Origin of the sequence: Epilithonimonas xixisoli (genome assembly GCF_004365655.1) — a bacterium.
GTDB classification, from domain to species: Bacteria; Bacteroidota; Bacteroidia; order Flavobacteriales; family Weeksellaceae; genus Epilithonimonas; species Epilithonimonas xixisoli.
Map to the genome: position 1 here is coordinate 866,765 of NZ_SOEO01000002.1, position 22,221 is coordinate 888,985.

The following is a 22,221-nucleotide window of genomic DNA, read 5'->3' on the forward strand; positions in this document are numbered from 1 at the left end:
TTTATTAAGTCTAAGAATCCTTTCCGGTGTAGAAATTATAATCCTTGATTACCGTATTGATGAATTGCCGTTGCGTCAGTTGGATAGAATTGGGTTCCAGCTTCAGGATTTCGACGATTTTGATTGTCAGTTTATTGATGATTTGGCGATCGTCAGATTTCAAAGCTTTCTGGTAGTTTTCTTTGATGATTCGCACATCGTTGTCGCTCAGAAGAATGACTTGTGGAAAAAGTGGAGTGTAATCTTCCTTCAATTGTTCCAAAATAGTGTGCGAAATATTCACGCTATTTTTGAGAGAAATCACCGCTGTTCCAGTCGCAATATCGCCCACGCGCTGATGATTTTTGGAAACCACCATACTGATGACCGCCACGATTCCGGAATTGGTGTAGATATCTACCAACCGGAATATCCAACGCATGAGATAATCGCCGAAACTTGCCTGGTAGCCGTCTATTTTCACGACTTTTATTTTCATTAATTTCTTTCCAAAGGTTTGTCCTTCCATCAGGCTTTCCAGTACCAAAGTGTAGATATGAACAGGAAATGTAACGATAAGAATGAAGGCGCCCAGAGACCAATTGTCCATCCCGCTGGTAAAATCTGATCCTTCCAGAAGAAAGCGCAGAAGCCAGAATAAAACAAAAATATAAAATCCCTTGATAAGCCAATCTATGAAAAAAGCAACGATTCTTTCTCCCACACCAGCCAACGTAAAATTTACATTTACATTTTGCGAAGTATTAATAGCAATCTGATTCATATTTTTATTATTTTAGCATTATGAGAGAAGTGGCTTTTATAAAGCAAAATAAAGCAAAATGGTTGGAAATAGAACATGTTGTCAACGGAAAAATGAAAAAAAATCCGGATGATCTCTCGTCGCTGTACATCAATTTGATTAATGATCTCTCATTTTCCCAAACTTATTATCCCAAAAGCAAAACCACTGTTTATCTCAATTTTCTCTCGGCTCAGATTTTTCAGAAAATTTATAAAACCAAAAGAATCGAGGAAAACAGAATCAAACATTTCTTTGTCACAGAAGTTCCGATGACGGTGTACGAATATCGCCGCTATCTCCATTATGCATTTGCTTTTTTTATCTTGTTTGTTGCCATAGGCGTCATTTCTTCGATTTATGACAAAGATTTTGCAACGCTCATTTTGGGCGAAGGCTACGTGAACCAAACATTGGAAAACATCAAAAAAGGAGATCCTACCGCCATATATGGTTCGGGTGCAAATTGGAGCACATCACTTATGATCATTGTGAACAACTTGGTTGTGGGTGCAAAACTTTACATCTACGGCGTTTTCGGTGGCGTTGGAACGTTGTATGCCTTGATGCAGAACAGCATTATGTTGGGCGCATTTCAGTTTTTCTTCAAAACCCAAAATGTGTTGCTGGAAAGTGCGAAAGGAATCTGGCTTCACGGTGCTTTTGAGATTTTTGGAATGGTGGTGGAAGCGATGGCTGGGCTTATTTTGGGCGCCTCCATTTTGTTTCCAAAGACGTTGTCGCGCTTAGAATCTTTCAAACTCGGTTTTAGAAATAGTTTCAAAATCTATCTTAGCACAGTTCCATTCACTATTTTTGCAGGCATCATAGAAGGTTTTGTCACCAGATATGCGCAGGTGATGCCGTTGGTTCTCAACATTGTTATCATCTTTGGTACTTTGTCTGTGATTGCGTTTTACTATTTTATTTACCCTCATATTGTCATCAAAAAACTTAAGAAAAATGCAATTATTTCAAGAGCGAAAATTCGGTAATCTCATCAGCGATACCTTTACCTTTTTCAAAGAATTTGGTAAGAATTATTTTAAGAATTATCTCGCTCTCAACGGCGTTTTGATGCTTCTGTTTGTGGTGGTTTTCATATTTGGATACCGTGAGTTTTTCCTTCAAATGATCAATTCAAATGTCAACGGAAACAGCTATTTTTTCCAATCTTATTTTCAGGAGAATAACTTGTTATTGATTTTAGGATTTGTGGTGTTTGTTCTTTTATTTTTGTTAATGAGCATCATTATGTACACATTTCCAGTTTTGTACATGAAGCGGATTGCAGAAACCGGCGATCGCAACATAAAGCCGGATCAAATGCTGGGTGACATCAAAAAGAATATCGGAAAGTTTATCATTTTCTTTCTCGGAACGCTTTTTATTATGACGCCTGTGATGTTTATTTTGATGGCAATTTCCTCATTTCTAATGGTGGTTGTCATTGGTTTTTTTCTATTGATTTTGTTGATGCCGGCTTTCATTAATGTAATGAATTTTACACTTTTCGATTATCTGAATACCAACAAAGGTTTTTTTGAATCTCTGGGTTATGCGCTGAAAGTCAATTTTTCAAAAATGTTCGATTCTCAGCAGGCGAAATTCTGGAAATATTGGGGTTCTACGGTGATTTGTTTTATGATTATTTATGTTGTTTTGATGGTTTTTACATTTATTCCGTCCATATTTTTAGGTTTGGGAATGAGTACAATTCCAGAAGTGGGAAATCCGCAAAGCGATCCTGCAGAAGTGTTTTCTGGAGGAATGGGCATTTTTTTCTTCGTGATTTACGGCATTTCTACCCTGGTAAGTTTTATGTTGTACAATGTGATGTACGTTAACGCGGGACTTCAGTATTACGACAGCCGCACAGATTTGCACAGAACAATCAACCTGAGTGAAATTGATACCATAGGAAACAGTGAGTTTTAGACAATTTCTTTTACTGATATTTTCTTTGCTGGGAAACGTTGTGTTTTCTCAGTACGAAGTTGTGCAAGAAGTTGTAGATTCTTCTGCCTATGAGTCTGGGTTTCATTACATCAAAGCAGATTCTTTGGTGAGGACGAATTATTCTACGGACAATGCGCTTCATCCAAAAACAATCGATCCCAATTTCAAAAACAAATACCAAAACAACGATTTCGATTATGAAGTTCTGAAACCCAAAGAATCGGTGTGGGACAAGGTAAAAAAGAAAATTTCCGAATGGCTTTCGATGATTTTTGGCGATTTAGATCCTAACAAGGCCAATGATTACACGATTAATATTCTAAGGTTTTTTGCGATTCTGATTGTTGGTTTTCTGTTGTATATTCTAGTGCGTTATTTGATGTCCAAAGACGGGAATTTCTTGTTTGGGAAAAGAAACAGGAAAATTAAAATTACCGCTCAGGATTTGGAAGAGAATATCCACGAGATCAACTTTCCGCAGAGCATTCTTATGTTTGAAAAACAGCAGGATTACCGTTCGGCGATTCGCTATCATTTTCTTTATGCTTTGAAAAAATTGACGGATAAAAATCTCATCGATTGGAATCCGGAAAAAACAAACCGAGATTATCTCAAAGAATTGAAAAACAATCAATTGCAGGAAGACTTCAGACGCATTATCTATATTTACGATTACATTTGGTACGGCGAATTTCAAGCGGAGGAAACAGACTATCAACATTATAAAACTTATTTTAATAAATTCTGATAAAAGCTTTTTATCAATTGAAAATCTATGAATAAAACGTTCAAAATATACGCTGTCATTTTCATCATCATTCTGATTGTGATGGGTATGTTTGAGATGAATAAAAAACCCGTTCTGGATTGGCGAAAGAATTTTAATACGGAGAAAAAAACACCTTTCGGACTTTATGTTTTCGACCAAGAATCCAATGGTTTGTTCCACCAAAAATTGGAAAAAGCAAGGGTTTCACCTTATGAATATTACAGTAAAAAAGAGCAAAAAAAGCCACATAATATTCTCATAATCCAAAAAGAAATAGATGATGTCTCGTGGGAATTTCTGATGAATGAGGTTTACAACGGTTCCGATGTGATGCTGTTCAGCAACAAAATTCCTAAAAAAATTGGCGATTCTTTGGGATTCAAAACCGGAATTCTGAGTTTTGAGGATAATTATTACCTGCAACTTACGGATAAAAAACTAGTGAACAATAGATTATTCATTGATAAACTGCCAGATAATTACGGTTTTTCCTACATCCAAAAAGATATGGAAATTTTGGGAAAAAGTCTTTACAAATCGTCTAAAAATAAAACATCTACCCAAGCTAATTTTATTAAAATCAATTTCGGAGACGGACATTTTTATTTCCATTCAGAGCCATTGGTTTTGACGAATTATTATCTTTTGAATTCAAAAAACAGATATTTAGAAAGCGTTTTGTCGTATTTGCCAGATCGGGAAACGGTTTGGTTTGTAGAAACAGATGCGCCTCTCTCGATGTCGTCGATGCGTTTCATTCTCAGCAATCCGCCACTGCAATATGCTTGGTATTTGTTGCTCTTTGGTCTAATTGTTTTTGTGATTTTCAATGCAAAAAGGAAACAGCGCATTGTTCCAATCACAGAACCTTTGAAAAATACATCGGTCGATTTTATCAGAAGTATTGGGAATCTGTATCTTCAGGAAGGCGATTTCCACGAGATGATGGCGAAAAAAGCACAGTATTTTTTGAGTAAAATCAGAATGGATTTATTGATTGACACACAGAATCTGGACGAACAATTCATCAATAAATTACATTTGAAAACAGGAAAGAAAATAGAGTTAATAAAAGAAGCTGTGGAACTCATCAAAAAAGGACAAAATCCGTATGCAAGCGTGATGAAGGAAGATTTGATAAGGATGAATAAATTGTTGGATGATATTTTGAAGTGATGAAAAGTGTCGCTCCTACGGAGCTTCGCATTGGCGATAATTCTTTCTACAAACATTTCGCTCCTACGGAGCTTTTGCTAGATGAGTGCCAGCGGAACGAAATGTTTGTAGAAAGGATAATCGTAATTAAATCAAAACTCCATAGGAGTGAAATGTTTGTAAAAAATTCACAATATAACTATCTAGGCTCCGTAGGAGCAAAATGTTTGTAGAAAGAAGTTAATCATAATAAATCCAAGCTCCGTAGGAGCGACACCAAACAAAACACAAAATGGCAAACACTTACATCCAAATCTACATTCAATTTGTCTTTGCGGTACAAGGAAGACAAAATCTCATCCATCCAACCAAAAGAGAATTGTTACAAAAATATATTGCGGGAATCATTAAAAATAACAACCAAAAACTATTGTCAATCTATGCAAATCCTAACCACGTTCATCTTTTAATGGGATTCAATAGTTTGAATTTTAAAATTCCGGATTTAGTTCGTGATATAAAATCTAATTCATCCAAATTCATCAATGAAGAAAATTGGTTTGATGGGAAATTTAATTGGCAAGAAGGTTATGGTGCATTTTCATATTCGAAAAGTCAAATTGATAAAGTCATTAATTATATTAATAATCAAGAAGAACATCACAAAAAGAAAAGTTTTAAAGAAGAATATCTTGAGCTTTTGAATAAATTTGAAATCCAATATGATGAAAAATATTTGTTTGAATTTTATGACAATTAACGTGTCGCTCCTACGGAGCTCTGCTGAGAGTCTTCAAAATAATGCTACAAACATATCGCTCCTACGGAGCTTCGCGGAGAAAATAAACTAATAGCTACAAACATTTTGCTCCACTGGAGCTTATTAAAATTAAAATTATGGAAGAACAATACCAAGACAAAGCGCCTGAATTCCAGTCAAGACTGGATATGAAGGACTTACGAAATAACCTCGAACGCGTAAAAGCAGAAATTGGAAAAGTCATCATCGGTCAGGAAAATATGATTGAACATTTGTTGGTGGCACTTTTATCCAACGGACACGTTTTAATCGAAGGCGTTCCCGGAGTTGCAAAAACGATTACTGCAAAATTATTGGCAAAAACCATTTCTGTGGACTTCAGCAGAATCCAGTTTACGCCGGATTTGATGCCTTCCGATATTTTGGGAACTTCCGTTTTCAATGTAAAAGAAGCGGATTTCAAATTTAAGAAAGGTCCGATTTTCTCGAATTTTATTTTGATTGATGAAATCAACCGTTCGCCTGCAAAAACGCAATCCGCTTTATTCGAAGTAATGGAAGAGCAACAAATCACGATGGATGGCGTAAAATATCAAATGGAAGAACCATTTTTGGTTGTTGCGACTCAAAATCCAATCGAACACGAGGGAACTTATAGATTACCGGAAGCGCAACTCGACCGTTTTCTATTCAAAATTGAAGTCGGTTACCCAAATCTGGAACAGGAAATTGAAATCATTAAAAACCAACATAACAACAGATTAGAAGATAAAACCGACGTGGTTCAAACAGTCATTTCCGGACAGCAATTAAAGCAATATCAGCAGTTGGTAAAAGAAATCGTCGTAGAACAAAATCTTCTGGAATATATTGCGAAAATCATTGTCAATACGAGGGAAAATCAATTTTTATATTTAGGAGCTTCCCCAAGAGCAAGTCTTGCATTATTGACTGCGAGTAAGGCTTTCGCAGCCATCCGAGGTCGTGACTTTGTAACGCCGGAAGATATCAAAGAAGCATCATTTGCAGTTTTGAGACACAGAATCATTGTTTCCCCAGAACGCGAGATGGAAGGTTTGACAGCGGACGAGATTATCAGACAAATTTTGGAAAGCATTGAAGTTCCTAGATAGATTTTAGGTAGTAGGTATTAGTTTTTAGTTTCGTTAATTATGGCTCATTTTAAAGAATTAATTGTTTGGCAAAAGTCTATAAATTTAGTGACAGAAATTTACAGGATTACTGAGAAATTTCCTTCAAACGAGATTTATGGGTTGACTTCGCAATTGAGAAGAGCCTCCGTTTCTGTTCCGAGCAATATTGCAGAAGGAAACACTAGACGAAGTAAAGCTGATTATATACAATTTTTACGAATAGCTAGAGGAAGTTGTAGCGAAATAGAAACTCAAATCATCATTTCTAAAAACCTGGGATTTATTGACAACACTATTTTCGAAACCCTTAGTTTCAATATTATCGAAATTTCTAAAATGATTAATGGTTTAATTAATTCATTAAAAGACTCAAACCCTACAACCTAAAACCTTGATGAAATCCTTATACCTAAATAACAAATTCTTCTTCGCCCTCTTCGGCGTTGGAATCTGCTATGTTTTGGCGTTTTTCTTTCCGGTGATGATGTGGATTGCCAACTCATTATTGATTTTTGTTTTAGTGTTGACAGCGGTTGATGGATTAATTCTTTTCATTAATAAAGAAGGCATCAACGCACAAAGAATTTTGCCCGAAAAGTTGTCTAACGGCGATGAAAATTCTGTAAAAATTGATATTAGAAATAATTACAATTTTAATATTAACACCAGAATTATCGACGAAATTCCATTTCAGTTTCAAAAGCGAGATTTCCTGATTAAGAAAAATATCGAAAGTGGAAACAACGCCTATTTCGAATATATTCTCGAACCAAAAGAACGTGGCGAATACAGTTTTGGAAATCTGATTATTTATGTCAATTCGCCAATTGGTTTGATTTCGAGAAGATTTACCTTTCAGAAAGATGCGAAATTGGCAAGTTATCCGTCGTTCATCCATCTCAGAAAATATGAATTGATGGCACTTCAAAATGAATTTATGTTGGGTGGAATCAAGAAAATCCGTAAGCTTGGTCATACGATGGAATTCGAGCAAATTCGGGATTATGTTCAGGGCGATGACATTAGGAGTATCAATTGGAAAGCAACTTCAAAATCCAGCAAATTGATGGTCAATCAGTTTCAAGATGAAAAATCTCAGCGAATTATAATGCTCATCGACAAAGGCAGAACGATGAAAATGCCTTTCAATGGATTGAGTTTATTAGATTATTCCATTAACGCAACGATGGCTTTGTCGCATATTATTTTGAAGAAAGGCGACCGAGCAGGAATGATGACTTTTTCCAAAAAACCTGAAAATAAAGTCGTTGCAGACAACAAATCCGGACAGTTGAAGAAGATTTCGGAAGCACTTTACAATGTTCAAACCAACTTCTTCGAAAGTGATTTTGGAAGACTTTATCAGGAAACGAAATTTCATTTGAATCAAAGAAGTTTAGTCTTGTTATTCACGAATTTTGAAACTCTGGATGGACTGAATCGACAAATGAAATATCTGAGAGGAATTGCAAAAAACCATCTTCTTGTCGTAATATTTTTCAAGAATTCTGAAGTTCATAATTTGCTGAACACAAATCCTGAAAATATGCAGGAAATCTATGACGAAATCATTGCAGAAAAGTTTGAATTTGAGAAAAAACTGATTATTCAGGAACTCAGGAAATATGGAATTTACAGCATTTACACGCTTCCTGAAAACCTCAACATAGATGTCATCAATAAATATCTGGAGATAAAAGCGAGGGGAATTTTGTAAATTTGAATTTAATTAAAAGAAAATGAAACGCTTTTGTCAAAAGATAAATAAAAATAATTCACATCTTAGCGTTACATCTGACAAATAAAAAAAATAAATCTTACAGATGAAAATCACACTCAATAGAATCAACGACGATTTCCTTTTCGAATGTTCCAATGAACAAGGAAATTCTATTTTATTAGACAATACAACTTTACCAGGCGCAAAAGGTGTTTCGCCAATGCAATCTTTATTAATGGCAGTTGCTGGTTGTAGCGGAATTGATGTCGTTTCGATTCTAAAAAAACAGCGTCAAACGATTACAGATTTTAAAGCGGAAGTGGAAGGCGAAAGAGTTCAGGTGGATGAAGCCAAACCTTTCAAATCCATCAAAGTAAAATTCTTCCTCGAAGGCGAAATTGACCCGAAAAAAGCAAAGAAAGCTGGAGAATTATCGTTTGAAAAATATTGCTCGGTTTCCAAAACGCTGGAACCAAATGTGGAAATCACTTATGAAGTCCACGTCAATGGAAATATTGTAGATTAAAAAAACAAAACCTTCTCAAATCGAGAAGGTTTCTTTTTATAATTTCTATCTGTGTGTCAACCTCGGCTGAATCAACTTCGCCACCGTAGAAGTCCATCCAGTTTGATGGGAAGCTCCAACACCTCGGCCATTGTCGCCGTGGAAATATTCGAAGAACATAATGTAATCCTTGAAATGCGGGTCATTATTGAATTTATCAACACCACCGTTGAACGCTCTGTTTCCGTTTTCGTCTTTTAGGAAAATACCACAAAGTCTGTCGCTGATGTCTTTGGAAACTTCTTCCAGATTTTTTTGAACGCCACTTCCTTTCGGATATTCAATTGTTAAAGCATCTCCGAAAAAGAAATGGAAACGCTGTAAACTCTCGACAATCAGGAAGTTAATCGGGAACCAAATCGGTCCACGCCAGTTGCTGTTCCCGCCAAACATCCGGCTGTCGCTTTCTGCAGGCGTGTAATAAACAACGTGCTCTTGGTCGTGAACGGTAAATCGGAACGGATTTTCTTCATAAACTTTGGACATCGCGCGGATTCCGTAATCGCTCAAAAATTCGGATTCATCCACCAATCTTGTTAGAACTTTCGTTAGTCTGGTTTTTCTGAGAATACTCAAAAGGTGCTTGTTTCCTTCGCCTTCCACATACCATTGAGAAACGAGTTTTGTAAGGTCTTGTTTGTTTTTTAGAATCCATTCCATTCGTTTTTTGAACTGTGGCAATTTCTCCAACATACTGTGTTCAACCACTTCCACCGCAAACATCGGAATCAATCCAACAATGCTTCGAAGTTTCAGACTCACACTGTCTCCATTGGAAAGCTGAAGCACATCGTAGAAAAATCCGTCTTCCTCGTTCCAAAGGCCTTGTTTTCCATCACCGATATTTTCCATCGCTTCTGCGATATAAAGATAATGTTCAAAAAACTTGATGGCCATATCTTCGTAAACCGGATTATGGATTGCCAATTCCATTGAGATACGCATCATATTCAGTGCGTACATCGCCATCCAGCTCGTTCCGTCGGCTTGTTCCAGATGTTCGCCTTCATTGAATTCCATATTTCGGTCGAAAGCTCCGATGTTATCCAGACCCAAGAATCCGCCACCAAAAATGTTGTTTCCGTTGTAATCTTTCCGGTTGACCCACCAAGTGAAATTCAACAATAATTTTTGGAAAACCCTTTCCAGAAAGGCTAAATCCGGCTTTCCATTATTTTTTTCATCAATTTTAAAAACCCTAAAAGTTGCCCACGCGTGAACAGGCGGATTCACATCATCGAAGTTCCATTCGTATGCAGGAACTTGCCCGTTCGGGTGCATATACCATTCTTTGGTCAGTGTAATCAACTGGTCTTTAGCAAATTCCGAATCAATCACACAAAAACTTACGCAATGGAAAGCCAAATCCCAAGTTGCATACCAAGGATATTCCCATTTGTCGGGCATCGAGATGATGTCTTTGTTGTGAAGATGCTCCCAGTCGCTGTTTCGGACGTAGCCTTTTCTTTGAATCGGGAAATTTGGGTCGCCTTTCAGCCATTTTCCAACATTGTAATGGTAGAACTGCTTGTTCCAAAGCAAACCTGCAAAAGCCTGTCTTTGGACATTTCGCTCGTCCTCGTTTTCAATATCTTTTTGGATGTTCGCATAGAAATTATCCGAATCCTGCTTTCTGTGGTTGATGATTTCATCAAAATCCCAAAACGCATCCTCCATAATATGTGGAGACAATCTGAATTCGAAAACCTTGTTGCTGTGCGCTTCCACGATTTCCTCGCAATGCAAAGATGCTTTGGTTCCCGTTTTCTTAGGATTAATCGTGTCTAATCCTTTCGTAATATATTGATTGATTCCATCTTTAAAGAAACCTTCCGTCTTCGGAAGATTGAAAAGTCTCGCTCTGTTCGTTTCATTTTCACAAAACAAAGCGTCCACATTTCTGTTTCTGGAATATAACTTCTTGATGCTCAGACTATCGTGATGAATATCAATTTCACCTTGCTTGGAAAAACCAAGATTCGCCTTATAATCATTGTAGCCCCAAACCCAATTGTTTCTGTACCAAACTGTTGGCAAAACTACGATTGGCGCAGGTTTATCGCTACGGTTATGAACATCAATCCTGATTAAAAAATCATCCTCGCCAGCTTTTGCATATTCAATGAAAATATCAAAGTATTCATCGTTATCAAAGATTCCCGTGTCAATCAGCTCATATTCCATCTCATTTTTGGAACGCTGACCATTCACATTGATGAGCTCCTCGTACGGAAATTCATTGATTGGATACTTGTAGACCATCTTCATATAGCTGTGAGACGGCGTGTTGTCCAAATAATAAAAAATCTCCTTTATATCTTCCCCGTGATTTCCCTGATGATTGCTCAGACCGAAAAAACGTTCTTTAATTCTAATATCTTTTTTGTTCCAAAATGAGAATGCAAAACACATCTGTTGCTTCTCATCCGAGATTCCTGCGATGCCTTCCTCGGCCCATCTGTAGGTCCAGGCTTCTGCTGTGTCGTGGCCTGTAAATCCCCACGCATCGCCGTTTGTACTGTAATCTTCCCGCACATTTCCCCATTGGCGATGGCTCACATAAGGTCCCCATTTCTTCCAACGCGGATTCCTCAATTTTTCTTCCTCGTTCATATTTTTCTAATTATTTTTTGGATAATTATTCGTTTTTAATTTAGGAGCATCACGTTTCGATTTCTGTTCCACGTTTCCAACCCGCTGTCCACTATATCTTTTTTTGCTACGACGATTTGTCATCCAAAAGAAAACTTTCTCAAAAGCAAAAAAAGGATGCCGTTCCCATCGGGGCTATGTTGAGGTATTTCCCTTCTTTCAACAGATAAATGATAGTTGATGAAGCATAAAGGATAATTGATAATCGATAAATGATAATTCCCCAAAATCAATTATAAATTTATTTTCCAAATTACCATCCGCTTCAAAAATCGATTCATCGAAACTTTGCTCTCTTAAAATTTCCTTCGCCCTTAAAAATCTTTGCGTTTAAATTCCAGAAAAATTATTTTCAGCAAAAAATCATTTATCACCCATCATTTATCATTCATAGCTACCCGTTATCCGCAAAACTCTCTAACGTCGTCATTCCACCATCCACATAAATACTCGCTCCCGTAATGTAATCCGAATAATCACTTGCCAAAAATACGGCTAAATTTCCAATGTCTTCCGGTTGCCCGATTCTGTCATACGGAATCAGCGTCATCAACGCATCCAGAGATTTTTCATTATCCCACGCAGACTTATTGATTGGCGTCTGAATCGCACCTGGACAAATATTATTCACACGGATTTTATCCTTCCCATATTCCTGAGCCAAAGTCTGCATCAGCATTCTCAGCGCACCTTTGCTGGAAGCATAATTCGCGTGTCCAGCCCACGGAATCGTCTCGTGAACACTGCTAATATTAATGATTTTCCCCAAAGCTTTCGATTTGTCATTCATCCCGCGTTTCAAAAATTCTCTGATGGCTTCTCGTGAACAAAGAAATTGTCCCGTCAGATTCACATCAATCACTTTTTGCCATTGCGCCAAAGTCATATCAATGAAAGACGCATCTTGTTGCAAGCCAGCATTATTAATAAGAATATCTACAGTTCCATATTTCTCAATCGTCGTGTTGAACATTGCCTGAACTTGGTCTTCCTTACTCACATCACACTGAATAATAAAACCTTCGCCACCATTTTCCTCAATGGTTTTCAAAGTTTCCTCCGCTTCAGGTCGAGAATGTTCAGATGAGTGATTTATAATAGTAATTGCGCCGGATTTTGCCAAACTAATGGCAATTCCTTTCCCGATTCCACTGCTGGAACCCGTTACGATGGCGACTTGTTTATTTAGATTGATTTCCATAATTGATTGTAAAAGAAATTTTAACTACAAATACTATACGCAAGTTCCGAGAAAATTTATTCTTAACAAATAATTATTTTAGAATTTTCAACTGAAATTTGGAAAAAGTAAACTTTGTGGAGTATATTTGCAGTCAGAATTGTTCATTTACATATTGAAAATGTTATCGAGAAAGGTGGAGAGATTAGACTCTGTGAAACCTTGGCAACCCTTCGGAAACGAAGAAGGTGCTAAATTCTATCCCAAATTATTAGGGAAAAGATAACCAAACATTTATTCTACATTTCCCCGTAGCATTTTCAATTTTTTATCAGATAAAATTGGAAAATAAGTTACAACATCTTCAGACATTACATTTCACGACACAAGCCGGAAAGGCTTATGATATTCCATTAAGCTATCAGCTTTTTGGAAAAGAACTGTATTCTGCTCCTATCATTCTGATAAACCACGCTCTCACAGGAAACTCGGACGTTGCAGGAGAAAACGGCTGGTGGAAAACCCTGGTCGGAAACGGAAAAGTAATAGACACAAACCGATTCACAATCATCTGTTTCAACATTCCAGGAAATGGTTTTGACGGCTATTTCATTGATGATTATGAAAACTTTATCGTTCAAGATATCGCCAAAATTTTCATCGAAGGTTTAAAGCTTTTGAAAATTGACAAACTATTTGCTTTAGTTGGTGGTTCTGTCGGTGGTTCCATTGGTTGGGAAATGTTGGCTTTGGAAAATAATTTGGCAGAAAGATTTATTCCAATTGCTACAGATTTTAAAACGTCGGATTGGTTACATTCTCAATGTCTGGTTCAGAAATTCCTTTTGGAGTCAGAAGAAAAACCACTTGAAAAAGCCAGAGTTCACGCAATGTTATGCTACAGAACACCAGAATCTCTCAACTCAAGATTCAAAAGAGAAACTGATTCCGAAAAGCAGATTTTAAAGTCCCACGACTGGCTCAACTTCCACGGAAACCGATTAAACGAAAGATTTAGTTTAAAAGCTTACAAGCTTGTCAATCACCTTTTGATGAACATCAACGGAAAGGAAAATGAACTGGAAAACATCAATGCAGAAATCCATTTGGTTTCGGTGGATTCAGACCTTTTTTATCCGGCTTTTGAAATTAAAAACACTTACGATTTTTTACGACATAAAAACAAAAACGTTCAGTATCACGAAATCAAATCCATCCACGGACACGACGCTTTCCTAATGGAATACGAACAGCTGAACACAATTTTAACACCTCTATTTTTGAACTGATGACAGACAAGAACGCAATTAATATTTATAGAAATAAAGCTTTGGTCAACTTCGAAGGGAAAAATTTCCTCGGACAAATCGGCGTGGATTCACGAATCTTCCAAGCTTTGAATGGAGGCGGAATCAGCGTTGGCGTTATTTCCCAACAAGCGATTGAAAACGGAATTTCTGTTCTTGTGGACGAAGTGGATGCAGAAGATGCGGTCAAATTTCTGAAAAAAGAATTCGAGCAGGAAACTAAAGAAGGTCACGTTAATAATATTTATAGCATTGATAGTCTTAGTGTTATCGGATTTGTTTCGGATAATTACAATAAGATTTTATCGGAACTTCAGCGCAACAAGATTTATCCTCTATTATTAAGTCAAATCGCGTCTGCTGGAAGAGTCAATATTGTGGTAACTGAAAACCAAACCGAAATTACCAAAAACATCATCGAAACCGAAATCTACGGAAAACCAAAAACCGTTCATCTCGCTTTGATTGGCCACGGAAATGTCGGCGGAACTTTGGTAGAACAAATCCTTGATTCAGCTTACGATATTCTGAAAAGAAAAAGAGTGGATTTGAAAATCGTTGCAATTGCCAATTCCAAAAAAATTGCTTTCAACCAAGCCGGTTTCGGAAGCGACTGGAGACAAAAAATCAAGTTTTCCCAAACAGAATCCAGCATAGAAAAGTTAGTTGAATTTGCTAAAGAACATCATTTGGAAAATCTGGTGATGGTCGACAATACAGCAAGCAAAGATTTTGTAAAACATTATCCGACCTTCGTTGAGAATGGTTTTGATGTCGTAGGTTCCAACAAAATCTACAACACTTTACCAATTTCAGAATACCGCGATTTCAGAAAATTATTAGAAAAAAATAAAAAGAAATATCTTTACGAAACCAATGTTGGTGCAGGTTTACCATTAATCGATACGATTAAACTTCTGCATCTTTCAGGCGAAAACATCACCAGAATCAAAGGTGTTTTTTCCGGAACCTTAAGTTATGTTTTCAATAATTTCTCTCTCCGAAATGACAAATATTCCGTAATCATCCGAGAAGCGATGGAAAAAGGTTTTACAGAACCAGACCCGCGCGAAGATTTATCCGGAAATGATGTGGCGAGAAAACTCTTGATTTTAGCAAGAGAGCTAGATTTGATTAATGAATTTCAGGATATTAACATTCAAAATCTAGTTCCACAAAACCTGCTGGATATCAACAAAGACGAGTTCATTTCCAGATTGGAAGAATTAGATTTAGAATATCAAAGCATCAAAGAAAACCAGAAACCAGACCACGTTCTGCGCTACGTCGGAGATTTGCACGGAAACCTTCAGGAAGAAAAGGGAGAATTGGATGTAAAACTTATCTCTGTTCCAGCAAATTCTGCACTCGGACAATTGAAAGGTTCAGATTCAATCTTCGAAATCTACACCGAAAGTTACGGCGAAAATCCAATCGTCATTATGGGCGCCGGAGCCGGAGCAAAAGTGACTGCCCGAGGTGTTTTCGGAGATATTTTAAGACTGAGCGAAACAAAGTAAAAGCAGGAAGTTGGAAGTCAGAAGCTGGATGTCCTCAAGTTCCATAGGAACGACCGATGTCACAGCGTTGGAATTTATTCCAACGATAACCAAAAATGGAACAACCAATTCCAACCATTAGAAAAATTAAAAAATGGAAAATCAAAATTTCGAAACATTAGCCATCAGAACCCAAACCGAAAGAACTCAGTTTGACGAGCATTCCACGCCTTTGTACCTCACTTCGAGCTTTGTTTTCGAAGATGCGGAAGATATGCGCGCGAGCTTTGCGGAGGAAAAAGACAAAAATCTTTACAGCCGTTTTAGCAACCCGAACGTCACAGAATTTGTAGATAAAATCGTGAAAATGGAAGGCGCAGAATCCGGTTACGCTTTCGCGACGGGAATGGCTTCGATTTATTCCACTTTTGCGACTTTGCTCAACGCTGGCGACCACATCGTTAGCTGTCAGTCGGTTTTCGGTTCCACGCACACATTGTTCACGAAATATTTTCCAAAATGGAATATCGAAACCACTTATTTCAAAGCAGAAGATGCCGAGAATATTGAAAAATACATCCAACCAAATACAAAAATTTTATATTTAGAAACGCCGACAAATCCGGCAATCGAGATTTTAGATTTAGATTTTTTTGGAAAAATCGCCAAAAAACATAACCTAATTTTCGTTGTAGATAACTGTTTCGCAACGCCTTACTTACAACAGCCGATTAAATACGGCGCAGATATTGTCGTTCATTCCGCAACGAAACTGATTGATGGTCAAGGTCGTGTTCTCGGTGGCGTTGCTGTTGGAAAAGCAGATTTGATTCGCGAAATTTATTTGTTTGCAAGAAACACAGGTCCGGCGATGTCGCCGTTCAACGCGTGGGTTTTGAGCAAGAGTCTGGAAACTTTGGCAATTCGTGTCGAGAAACATTGCGAAAATGCGCTGAAAGTGGCTGAGTTTCTGGAAAATCATCCGAATGTAGAATTAGTAAAATACCCTTTCCTGAAATCTCATCCAAGCTACGAAATCGCCAAAAAACAAATGAAATTAGGTGGAAACATCGTCGCTTTCGAAGTCAAAAACGGCATCGAGGGCGGACGCAATTTCCTCAACCGAATCAAGATGTGTTCCCTTTCCGCAAACTTGGGAGACACAAGGACGATTGTCACACATCCCGCTTCCACAACACATTCCAAGCTTTCGGATGACGAGCGAAACGAGGTCGGAATCACAGCCGGATTGGTGCGTTGCTCGGTAGGATTGGAAAATATAGATGACATTATCAACGATTTAAAACAAGCTTTGGATTAGTGTCATCCTGAGCGGAGTCGAAGGAAGGAGCAACAAGTTTTCGGCTTCGAATCACGATTCCAACCCGCTGTCCACTATATCTTTTTTTGCTACGACGATTGGTCATCGAAAAGAAAATTAAGTCAAAGCAAAAAAAGGATACCGTTCCCATCGGGGCTATGTTGAGGTTTTCTCTTTCAATCGACGATAAAAAAGAAATAAAGAACGAATCCGAAGGATTCAATATCAGTAGCCGTAGGTGAAACCTATGGTAAATATGAACAAAGAAATCAGAACCCGACAGGGTTCAATATTAATAACCGTTGGTAAAAACCTATGGAAAAAATGAAAAATTCAGAACAATTATATAAAGCCATTTCCGAACGCATCTTAATCTTAGATGGCGCAATGGGAACAATGATTCAGCGCTACAATTTCTCCGAAGAAGATTATCGTGGTGAGCGGTTCAAAGACTGGGAATCCTCACTCAAAGGAAACAACGATTTGCTATCTTTGACACAACCCGAAGCGATTGCAGAAATACACAAAAAATATTTGTTAGCCGGCGCAGATATCATCGAAACCAACACATTTTCCGGAACCACGATTGCGATGGCCGATTATCATATGGAAGATTTGGTTTACGAACTCAATTACGAGTCTGCCAAAATCGCCCGCAAAGTCTGCGACGAATTTACTGCTCAAAATCCAAACAAACCGAGATTTGTTGCCGGTTCAATCGGGCCAACCAACAGAACCGCAAGTTTAAGCCCTGACGTAAATGACCCAGGTTACAGAGCCATCACTTTCGACGAATTGAGAATTGCCTACAAACAACAAGCTGAAGCTTTGCTGGATGGTGGTTCCGATATTCTATTAGTAGAAACCATCTTTGACACACTGAATGCAAAAGCCGCACTTTTCGCTATCGACCAACTTCAGGAAGAAAGAGGAATCGAAATCCCAATTATGGTTTCCGGAACAATTACCGACGCTTCCGGAAGAACTTTGAGCGGACAAACCGCCGAAGCTTTCCTTATTTCGGTTTCTCATCTTAACTTGCTGAGTGTCGGATTCAATTGTGCTTTGGGTGCAAAACAACTGACGCCATATTTGGAAGCCATTTCTTCTCAGTCAGAATTCGGGATTTCCGCTTATCCAAATGCCGGCTTACCGAACGCTTTCGGTCAGTACGATGAAACTGCGAGTCAAATGGCTGAGCAAGTGCAGGAATATCTGGAAAAAGGACTCATTAATATCATCGGTGGTTGTTGTGGAACAACGCCGGAACATATCAAAGCGATTGCTGATTTGGCAATTAACTACGAACCTCGCAGAATCAATGTAACAACATAACAATGTATAGATTTACCAATAAGTTACAAACTCAAGATTGTTACATTGGTAGATTATTACATTGGTAAATTAACTTATGAAATACTTAAAATTATCAGGTCTAGAACCTCTAATTATAACGCCGGAATCCAACTTCATCAATGTTGGAGAAAGAACCAATGTGGCTGGTTCCAAAAAATTCCTTCGATTAATCAAGGAAGAAAAGTTTTCCGAAGCACTTGATATTGCCCGTCATCAGGTAGATGGAGGCGCACAAATCCTGGATGTCAATTTCGATGACGGATTGATTGACGGAAAAGCATCAATGATAAAATTCTTGAACTTAATTGCTTCGGAACCGGACATTTCCAGAATCCCGATTATGATTGATTCCTCGAAATGGGAAATCTTGGAAGCTGGATTGCAGGTTGTTCAGGGAAAAGCGGTGGTCAATTCCATCAGTTTAAAGGAAGGCGAAGAAGAGTTCATCAAACACGCCAGAGCAATCAAACGTTATGGCGCCGCGGTGATTGTAATGGCTTTCGATGAGGTTGGACAAGCTGATAATTTTGAGAGAAGACTGGAAATTACCAAACGTTCTTATGATATTTTGGTCAACCAACTGGACTTTCCTGCAGAAGATATTATTTTCGATTTGAATATTTTTCCGGTTGCAACTGGGATGGAAGAACACCGCAGAAACGCCATTGATTTTATCGAAGCGACGCGCTGGGTTCGCACCAATCTTCCTTACGCATCCGTGAGTGGTGGGGTTTCCAACGTTTCATTTTCTTTCCGAGGCAATGATTCTGTGCGTGAGGCAATGCATTCCGTTTTCCTTTACCACGCCATAAAAGCGGGGATGAATATGGGAATCGTGAACCCCACGATGTTGGAAGTTTATGACGAAATTCCGAAAGAGCTTTTGGAATTGGTCGAGGACGTAATGCTCGACAGAAAAGATGATGCAACCGAAAGATTGCTCGATTATTCCGAAAGAGTAAAATCTACCAAAAAAGAAAAAGCCGAAGATTTGGCTTGGCGCGAAATGCCTTTGCAGGAAAGAATCACGCATTCATTGGTCAAAGGACTTGACCGTTTTATCGAAGAAGATACTGAAGAAGCAAGATTGCAATCGGAAAAACCGCTTCACGTCATCGAAGTTAATTTGATGACAGGAATGGGTGTTGTCGGCGACCTTTTTGGAAGTGGGAAAATGTTTTTGCCTCAAGTTGTGAAATCTGCGAGAGTAATGAAAAAAGCGGTGGCCTATCTTCAACCTTTCATCGAGGCTGAAAAAGACGGAACAAGACCTGCAAATGGTAAAATATTGATGGCGACGGTAAAAGGCGATGTTCACGATATCGGAAAAAATATTGTGAGTGTGGTTTTGGGTTGCAACAATTACGACATCGTTGACCTCGGCGTGATGGTTCCGGCAGATAAAATTATCCAAACTGCGATTGATGAAAAAGTCGACATCATCGGTTTGAGCGGATTGATTACACCAAGTTTGGACGAAATGGTTCATCTTGCATCAGAATTAGAAAGACGAAATTTGAGTTTCCCTTTATTGATTGGTGGCGCAACAACTTCCAAAGCGCACACAGCTGTTAAAATCGCTCCGAAATATGCCAATACAGTTGTTCACGTGAATGATGCTTCCAGAGCAGTTGGTGTGGTAAGTTCGCTTTTAAATAAGGATAAATCCAACGTTTATTCTTTAGAATTGAAAAAGGATTACGATGATTTCCGTGAAAAATTCCTCAACCGTCAAGTTGATAAAGAATACGTGACAATTGATGAAGCGAGAAAACAGAAATTCAAAATCGATTGGGAAAATGAAGAGATTCACAAACCAAATAAATTGGGAATTACAATTATCGAAGACCAAGATTTAAACGAATTGGTAGAGTTTATCGACTGGTCACCGTTTTTCAGAAGCTGGCAATTATTCGGAAAATTCCCTGATATTTTGACGGATAATGTAGTTGGTGAACAAGCGACAATTTTGTTTAATGAAGCCAAAGCAATGCTCAAGAAAATCCTTCAAGAAAAGAGCTTCAAAGCAAAAGGCATTTTCGGGATTTTCCCTGCAAACGCAACTGAACGTGATGATATTTTGGTTTATGATGAGAATCAAAATGTGATTTCAACTTTCAGAACTTTGAGGCAACAACATAAAAAATCGGAAGGCAAGGAATATTTCGCTTTGTCAGATTTTATTGCGCCTGAGAATTCCGATAAGCAAGATTACATCGGTGTTTTCTGTGTTTGTACAGGTTTTGGCGCTGATGAATTGGCAAAAGAATATGAAGATAAAATGGATGATTATAATGCAATAATGGTAAAAGCTTTGGCTGACCGTTTTGCAGAAGCCTTCGCAGAATATCTTCACAAAAAAGTCAGAACCGAATATTGGGGTTATTCAGAAAACGAAACTTTGACCAATGACGATTTGATTAAAGAAAAATATCTGGGAATTCGTCCCGCTCCAGGTTATCCGGCTTGTCCCGACCATTTGGATAAATTGACGATTTGGGATTTACTTAAAGTTGATGAGAAAATCGGAGTGACTTTAACCGAAAGTTTAGCGATGTGGCCAACCGCAGCGGTTTCTGGCTATTATTTCGGAAATGAAAAATCGAAATATTTCGGTGTTGGAAAAATTGATGAAGACCAATTGAAAGATTATGCTGAAAGAAAAGACGTCGATTTGGAATATGCGAGAAAATGGCTGAGCCCGAATTTGGCTGATTAATATTATATTATGAAAGACGATTTTGATTTTATAGCAATCTTGAAATATAGAACGTTTGATGAAGGAGGTCGCTCAACACCTGCAAAATCTGGTTACAGACCAGAGCTTTATTTCGATTTTGAAAAAATAACGACTTCTGGAAGACAGATTTTCTTAGGTAGGGAATGGGTTTGTCCAGGTGAAACTATTGAAGCTGAAATCACTATGTTATCACCACAATTTTATGAAAATAAATTGTATGAGGGCTTGAAATTCAAATTTAAAGAAGGTTCAAAAACTATTGGAACTGGCGAGATTTTAAAAATAAAAAACAAAAACTTAAAGAAAGATACTTTAAACTAAATGAAAATTATTGACCATATAAAAAGCGCCAACGGAAAAACACTTTTCTCTTTTGAAATTGTTCCGCCACAAAAAGGCGTCGGAATCGCAGATTTATACAAAAATATCGACCCGTTGATGGAGTTCAATCCACCTTTTATTGATGTAACAACGTCTCGCGAAGAGTACATTTTTCTTGAAAGAGGAAATGGTTTGATGGAGCGAAAAATCACCAGAATGCGTCCTGGAACTTTGGGAATTTGTTCGGCGATTCAGAATAAATATAATGTCGATACGGTTCCACACGTACTTTGCGGTGGATTTACAAAAGAAGAGACCGAATATCTTTTGGTGGACTGTATGTATTTAGGAATCAATAATATTGTTGCTTTGCGAGGCGATGCGATGAAAGGTGAAAAATATTTTGAACAATCAAAAGGTGGACACAAATATGCATCGGATTTGGTAAAACAGATTCACGATTTGGGAATTGGAGAATATCTTCACGGTAAAATAGAATCGGATACGGACAATAGTTTCTGCATTGGTGTTGCAGGTTATCCTGAAAAACACATCGAAGCACCATCTATGAATTACGACCTTCAAATGCTGAAGAAAAAAGTGGAAGCTGGTGCAGATTACATCGTCACTCAAATGTTTTTTGACAATCAAAAATTCTTTGAATTTGTAAAACAAGCCAGAGAAATTGGGATTGATGTTCCAATCATTCCTGGAATTAAACCAATTGCTACAAAAACACATTTGCAAATGTTACCACAGGTTTTCAAAATCGATTTGCCGGAAGCTTTAATCAATGAAGTTCTGAAATGCAAAACCAACAATGATGTTCGTGAAGTGGGAATTGAATGGGCGATTAATCAGTCCAAAGAACTTCTGGATTTTGGAATTCCGGTTCTGCACTTTTATTCGATGGGAAAGAGCGATAATATTTTGAAAATCGGAAGAGAAGTATTTTGAAACAAAAAGGGATGTAGTTTGCATC

Annotated in this window: 19 protein-coding genes and 1 riboswitch; of the genes, 16 read left to right on the plus strand and 3 right to left on the minus strand. The window is 37.8% G+C overall.

Features of this window, described 5'->3' with window-relative positions; translation table 11 throughout:
• Window positions 1-10 precede the first annotated feature (10 nt).
• Window positions 11-763, minus strand: a complete 753-nt coding sequence (locus B0I22_RS11405) for an RDD family protein (protein WP_133944919.1) — start codon at window positions 761-763, stop codon at window positions 11-13.
• Window positions 764-783: 20 nt separating this feature from the next.
• Between B0I22_RS11405 and B0I22_RS11410 the strand changes: the two genes are divergently transcribed.
• The 9 genes from B0I22_RS11410 to B0I22_RS11450 all read left to right on the plus strand — a co-directional run bounded on the left by B0I22_RS11410 (window position 784) and on the right by B0I22_RS11450 (window position 8,824).
• The gene (locus tag B0I22_RS11410) at window positions 784-1,776 is read left to right on the plus strand and encodes a stage II sporulation protein M (RefSeq protein WP_133944921.1); all 993 of its coding nucleotides are present in this window, start codon (window positions 784-786) and stop codon (window positions 1,774-1,776) included.
• Complete coding sequence (locus B0I22_RS11415; RefSeq protein WP_133944923.1) at window positions 1,745-2,719, plus strand: DUF4013 domain-containing protein; 975 nt, start codon at window positions 1,745-1,747, stop codon at window positions 2,717-2,719. The genes B0I22_RS11410 and B0I22_RS11415 overlap by 32 nt, the downstream gene beginning before the upstream one ends.
• Complete coding sequence (locus B0I22_RS11420; protein WP_133944925.1) at window positions 2,709-3,488, plus strand: DUF4129 domain-containing protein; 780 nt, start codon at window positions 2,709-2,711, stop codon at window positions 3,486-3,488. The genes B0I22_RS11415 and B0I22_RS11420 overlap by 11 nt, the downstream gene beginning before the upstream one ends.
• A gap of 27 nt (window positions 3,489-3,515) precedes the next feature.
• On the plus strand, window positions 3,516-4,685 hold the full coding sequence (locus B0I22_RS11425) for a hypothetical protein (protein ID WP_133944927.1): 1,170 nt from the start codon (window positions 3,516-3,518) through the stop codon (window positions 4,683-4,685).
• 271 nt (window positions 4,686-4,956) lie between these two features.
• Window positions 4,957-5,424, plus strand: coding sequence for a transposase (locus B0I22_RS11430; RefSeq protein ID WP_133944929.1), 468 nt, complete (start codon window positions 4,957-4,959; stop codon window positions 5,422-5,424).
• Between the two features lie 137 nt (window positions 5,425-5,561).
• Complete coding sequence (locus tag B0I22_RS11435) at window positions 5,562-6,557, plus strand: AAA family ATPase (protein WP_133944931.1); 996 nt, start codon at window positions 5,562-5,564, stop codon at window positions 6,555-6,557.
• A 39-nt stretch (window positions 6,558-6,596) separates the two neighbouring features.
• The gene (locus tag B0I22_RS11440; RefSeq protein WP_133944933.1) at window positions 6,597-6,965 is read left to right on the plus strand and encodes a four helix bundle protein; all 369 of its coding nucleotides are present in this window, start codon (window positions 6,597-6,599) and stop codon (window positions 6,963-6,965) included.
• Window positions 6,966-6,972: 7 nt separating this feature from the next.
• The gene (locus tag B0I22_RS11445; protein ID WP_133944935.1) at window positions 6,973-8,295 is read left to right on the plus strand and encodes a DUF58 domain-containing protein; all 1,323 of its coding nucleotides are present in this window, start codon (window positions 6,973-6,975) and stop codon (window positions 8,293-8,295) included.
• A 106-nt stretch (window positions 8,296-8,401) separates the two neighbouring features.
• Window positions 8,402-8,824, plus strand: coding sequence for an OsmC family protein (locus tag B0I22_RS11450; protein ID WP_034973331.1), 423 nt, complete (start codon window positions 8,402-8,404; stop codon window positions 8,822-8,824).
• 45 nt (window positions 8,825-8,869) lie between these two features.
• Here B0I22_RS11450 and B0I22_RS11455 read toward each other — a convergent pair whose 3' ends face one another.
• The gene (locus tag B0I22_RS11455; RefSeq protein ID WP_133944937.1) at window positions 8,870-11,476 is read right to left on the minus strand and encodes an MGH1-like glycoside hydrolase domain-containing protein; all 2,607 of its coding nucleotides are present in this window, start codon (window positions 11,474-11,476) and stop codon (window positions 8,870-8,872) included.
• A 433-nt stretch (window positions 11,477-11,909) separates the two neighbouring features.
• On the minus strand, window positions 11,910-12,716 hold the full coding sequence (locus tag B0I22_RS11460) for a glucose 1-dehydrogenase (protein WP_133944939.1): 807 nt from the start codon (window positions 12,714-12,716) through the stop codon (window positions 11,910-11,912).
• A 160-nt stretch (window positions 12,717-12,876) separates the two neighbouring features.
• Window positions 12,877-12,984, plus strand: a riboswitch (SAM riboswitch).
• Window positions 12,985-13,036: 52 nt separating this feature from the next.
• Here B0I22_RS11460 and B0I22_RS11465 point away from each other — a divergent pair.
• The 7 genes from B0I22_RS11465 (at window position 13,037) to metF (ending at window position 22,196) form a co-directional block, all read left to right on the plus strand.
• Window positions 13,037-13,984: an alpha/beta fold hydrolase gene (locus tag B0I22_RS11465; RefSeq protein WP_133944941.1), complete on the plus strand. Its 948-nt coding sequence runs from the start codon at window positions 13,037-13,039 to the stop codon at window positions 13,982-13,984.
• The gene (locus tag B0I22_RS11470; protein ID WP_133944942.1) at window positions 13,984-15,522 is read left to right on the plus strand and encodes an ACT domain-containing protein; all 1,539 of its coding nucleotides are present in this window, start codon (window positions 13,984-13,986) and stop codon (window positions 15,520-15,522) included. Before B0I22_RS11465 ends, B0I22_RS11470 begins: the two co-directional genes overlap by 1 nt.
• A gap of 133 nt (window positions 15,523-15,655) precedes the next feature.
• Window positions 15,656-16,822, plus strand: coding sequence for an O-succinylhomoserine sulfhydrylase (locus B0I22_RS11475; protein WP_133944944.1), 1,167 nt, complete (start codon window positions 15,656-15,658; stop codon window positions 16,820-16,822).
• Between the two features lie 324 nt (window positions 16,823-17,146).
• Complete coding sequence (locus B0I22_RS11480) at window positions 17,147-18,157, plus strand: homocysteine S-methyltransferase family protein (RefSeq protein WP_133944946.1); 1,011 nt, start codon at window positions 17,147-17,149, stop codon at window positions 18,155-18,157.
• A gap of 76 nt (window positions 18,158-18,233) precedes the next feature.
• Window positions 18,234-20,897 (plus strand): methionine synthase, encoded by a 2,664-nt coding sequence (gene metH / locus B0I22_RS11485; RefSeq protein WP_133944947.1) that lies wholly within the window; start codon window positions 18,234-18,236, stop codon window positions 20,895-20,897.
• 9 nt (window positions 20,898-20,906) lie between these two features.
• On the plus strand, window positions 20,907-21,239 hold the full coding sequence (locus tag B0I22_RS11490) for an EF-Tu C-terminal domain-related protein (protein WP_133944949.1): 333 nt from the start codon (window positions 20,907-20,909) through the stop codon (window positions 21,237-21,239).
• Window positions 21,240-22,196 (plus strand): methylenetetrahydrofolate reductase [NAD(P)H], encoded by a 957-nt coding sequence (metF, locus tag B0I22_RS11495; protein ID WP_133944951.1) that lies wholly within the window; start codon window positions 21,240-21,242, stop codon window positions 22,194-22,196. It begins immediately after the preceding gene.
• Window positions 22,197-22,221: the final 25 nt, after the last annotated feature.

What these genes read in the sequence shown, in the direction of transcription:
- B0I22_RS11475 (WP_133944944.1), top strand. Translation starts at nt 15,656, where the DNA reads ATGGAAAATCAAAATTTCGAAACATTAGCCATCAGAACCCAAACCGAA.
- B0I22_RS11450 (WP_034973331.1), top strand. Translation starts at nt 8,402, where the DNA reads ATGAAAATCACACTCAATAGAATCAACGACGATTTCCTTTTCGAATGT.
- B0I22_RS11455 (WP_133944937.1), bottom strand. Translation starts at nt 11,476, where the DNA reads ATGAACGAGGAAGAAAAATTGAGGAATCCGCGTTGGAAGAAATGGGGA.
- B0I22_RS11440 (WP_133944933.1), top strand. Translation starts at nt 6,597, where the DNA reads ATGGCTCATTTTAAAGAATTAATTGTTTGGCAAAAGTCTATAAATTTA.
- B0I22_RS11415 (WP_133944923.1), top strand. Translation starts at nt 1,745, where the DNA reads ATGCAATTATTTCAAGAGCGAAAATTCGGTAATCTCATCAGCGATACC.
- metH (WP_133944947.1), top strand. Translation starts at nt 18,234, where the DNA reads ATGAAATACTTAAAATTATCAGGTCTAGAACCTCTAATTATAACGCCG.
- B0I22_RS11470 (WP_133944942.1), top strand. Translation starts at nt 13,984, where the DNA reads ATGACAGACAAGAACGCAATTAATATTTATAGAAATAAAGCTTTGGTC.
- metF (WP_133944951.1), top strand. Translation starts at nt 21,240, where the DNA reads ATGAAAATTATTGACCATATAAAAAGCGCCAACGGAAAAACACTTTTC.
- B0I22_RS11435 (WP_133944931.1), top strand. Translation starts at nt 5,562, where the DNA reads ATGGAAGAACAATACCAAGACAAAGCGCCTGAATTCCAGTCAAGACTG.
- B0I22_RS11430 (WP_133944929.1), top strand. Translation starts at nt 4,957, where the DNA reads ATGGCAAACACTTACATCCAAATCTACATTCAATTTGTCTTTGCGGTA.
- B0I22_RS11410 (WP_133944921.1), top strand. Translation starts at nt 784, where the DNA reads ATGAGAGAAGTGGCTTTTATAAAGCAAAATAAAGCAAAATGGTTGGAA.
- B0I22_RS11425 (WP_133944927.1), top strand. Translation starts at nt 3,516, where the DNA reads ATGAATAAAACGTTCAAAATATACGCTGTCATTTTCATCATCATTCTG.
- B0I22_RS11480 (WP_133944946.1), top strand. Translation starts at nt 17,147, where the DNA reads ATGAAAAATTCAGAACAATTATATAAAGCCATTTCCGAACGCATCTTA.
- B0I22_RS11445 (WP_133944935.1), top strand. Translation starts at nt 6,973, where the DNA reads ATGAAATCCTTATACCTAAATAACAAATTCTTCTTCGCCCTCTTCGGC.
- B0I22_RS11405 (WP_133944919.1), bottom strand. Translation starts at nt 763, where the DNA reads ATGAATCAGATTGCTATTAATACTTCGCAAAATGTAAATGTAAATTTT.
- B0I22_RS11460 (WP_133944939.1), bottom strand. Translation starts at nt 12,716, where the DNA reads ATGGAAATCAATCTAAATAAACAAGTCGCCATCGTAACGGGTTCCAGC.
- B0I22_RS11490 (WP_133944949.1), top strand. Translation starts at nt 20,907, where the DNA reads ATGAAAGACGATTTTGATTTTATAGCAATCTTGAAATATAGAACGTTT.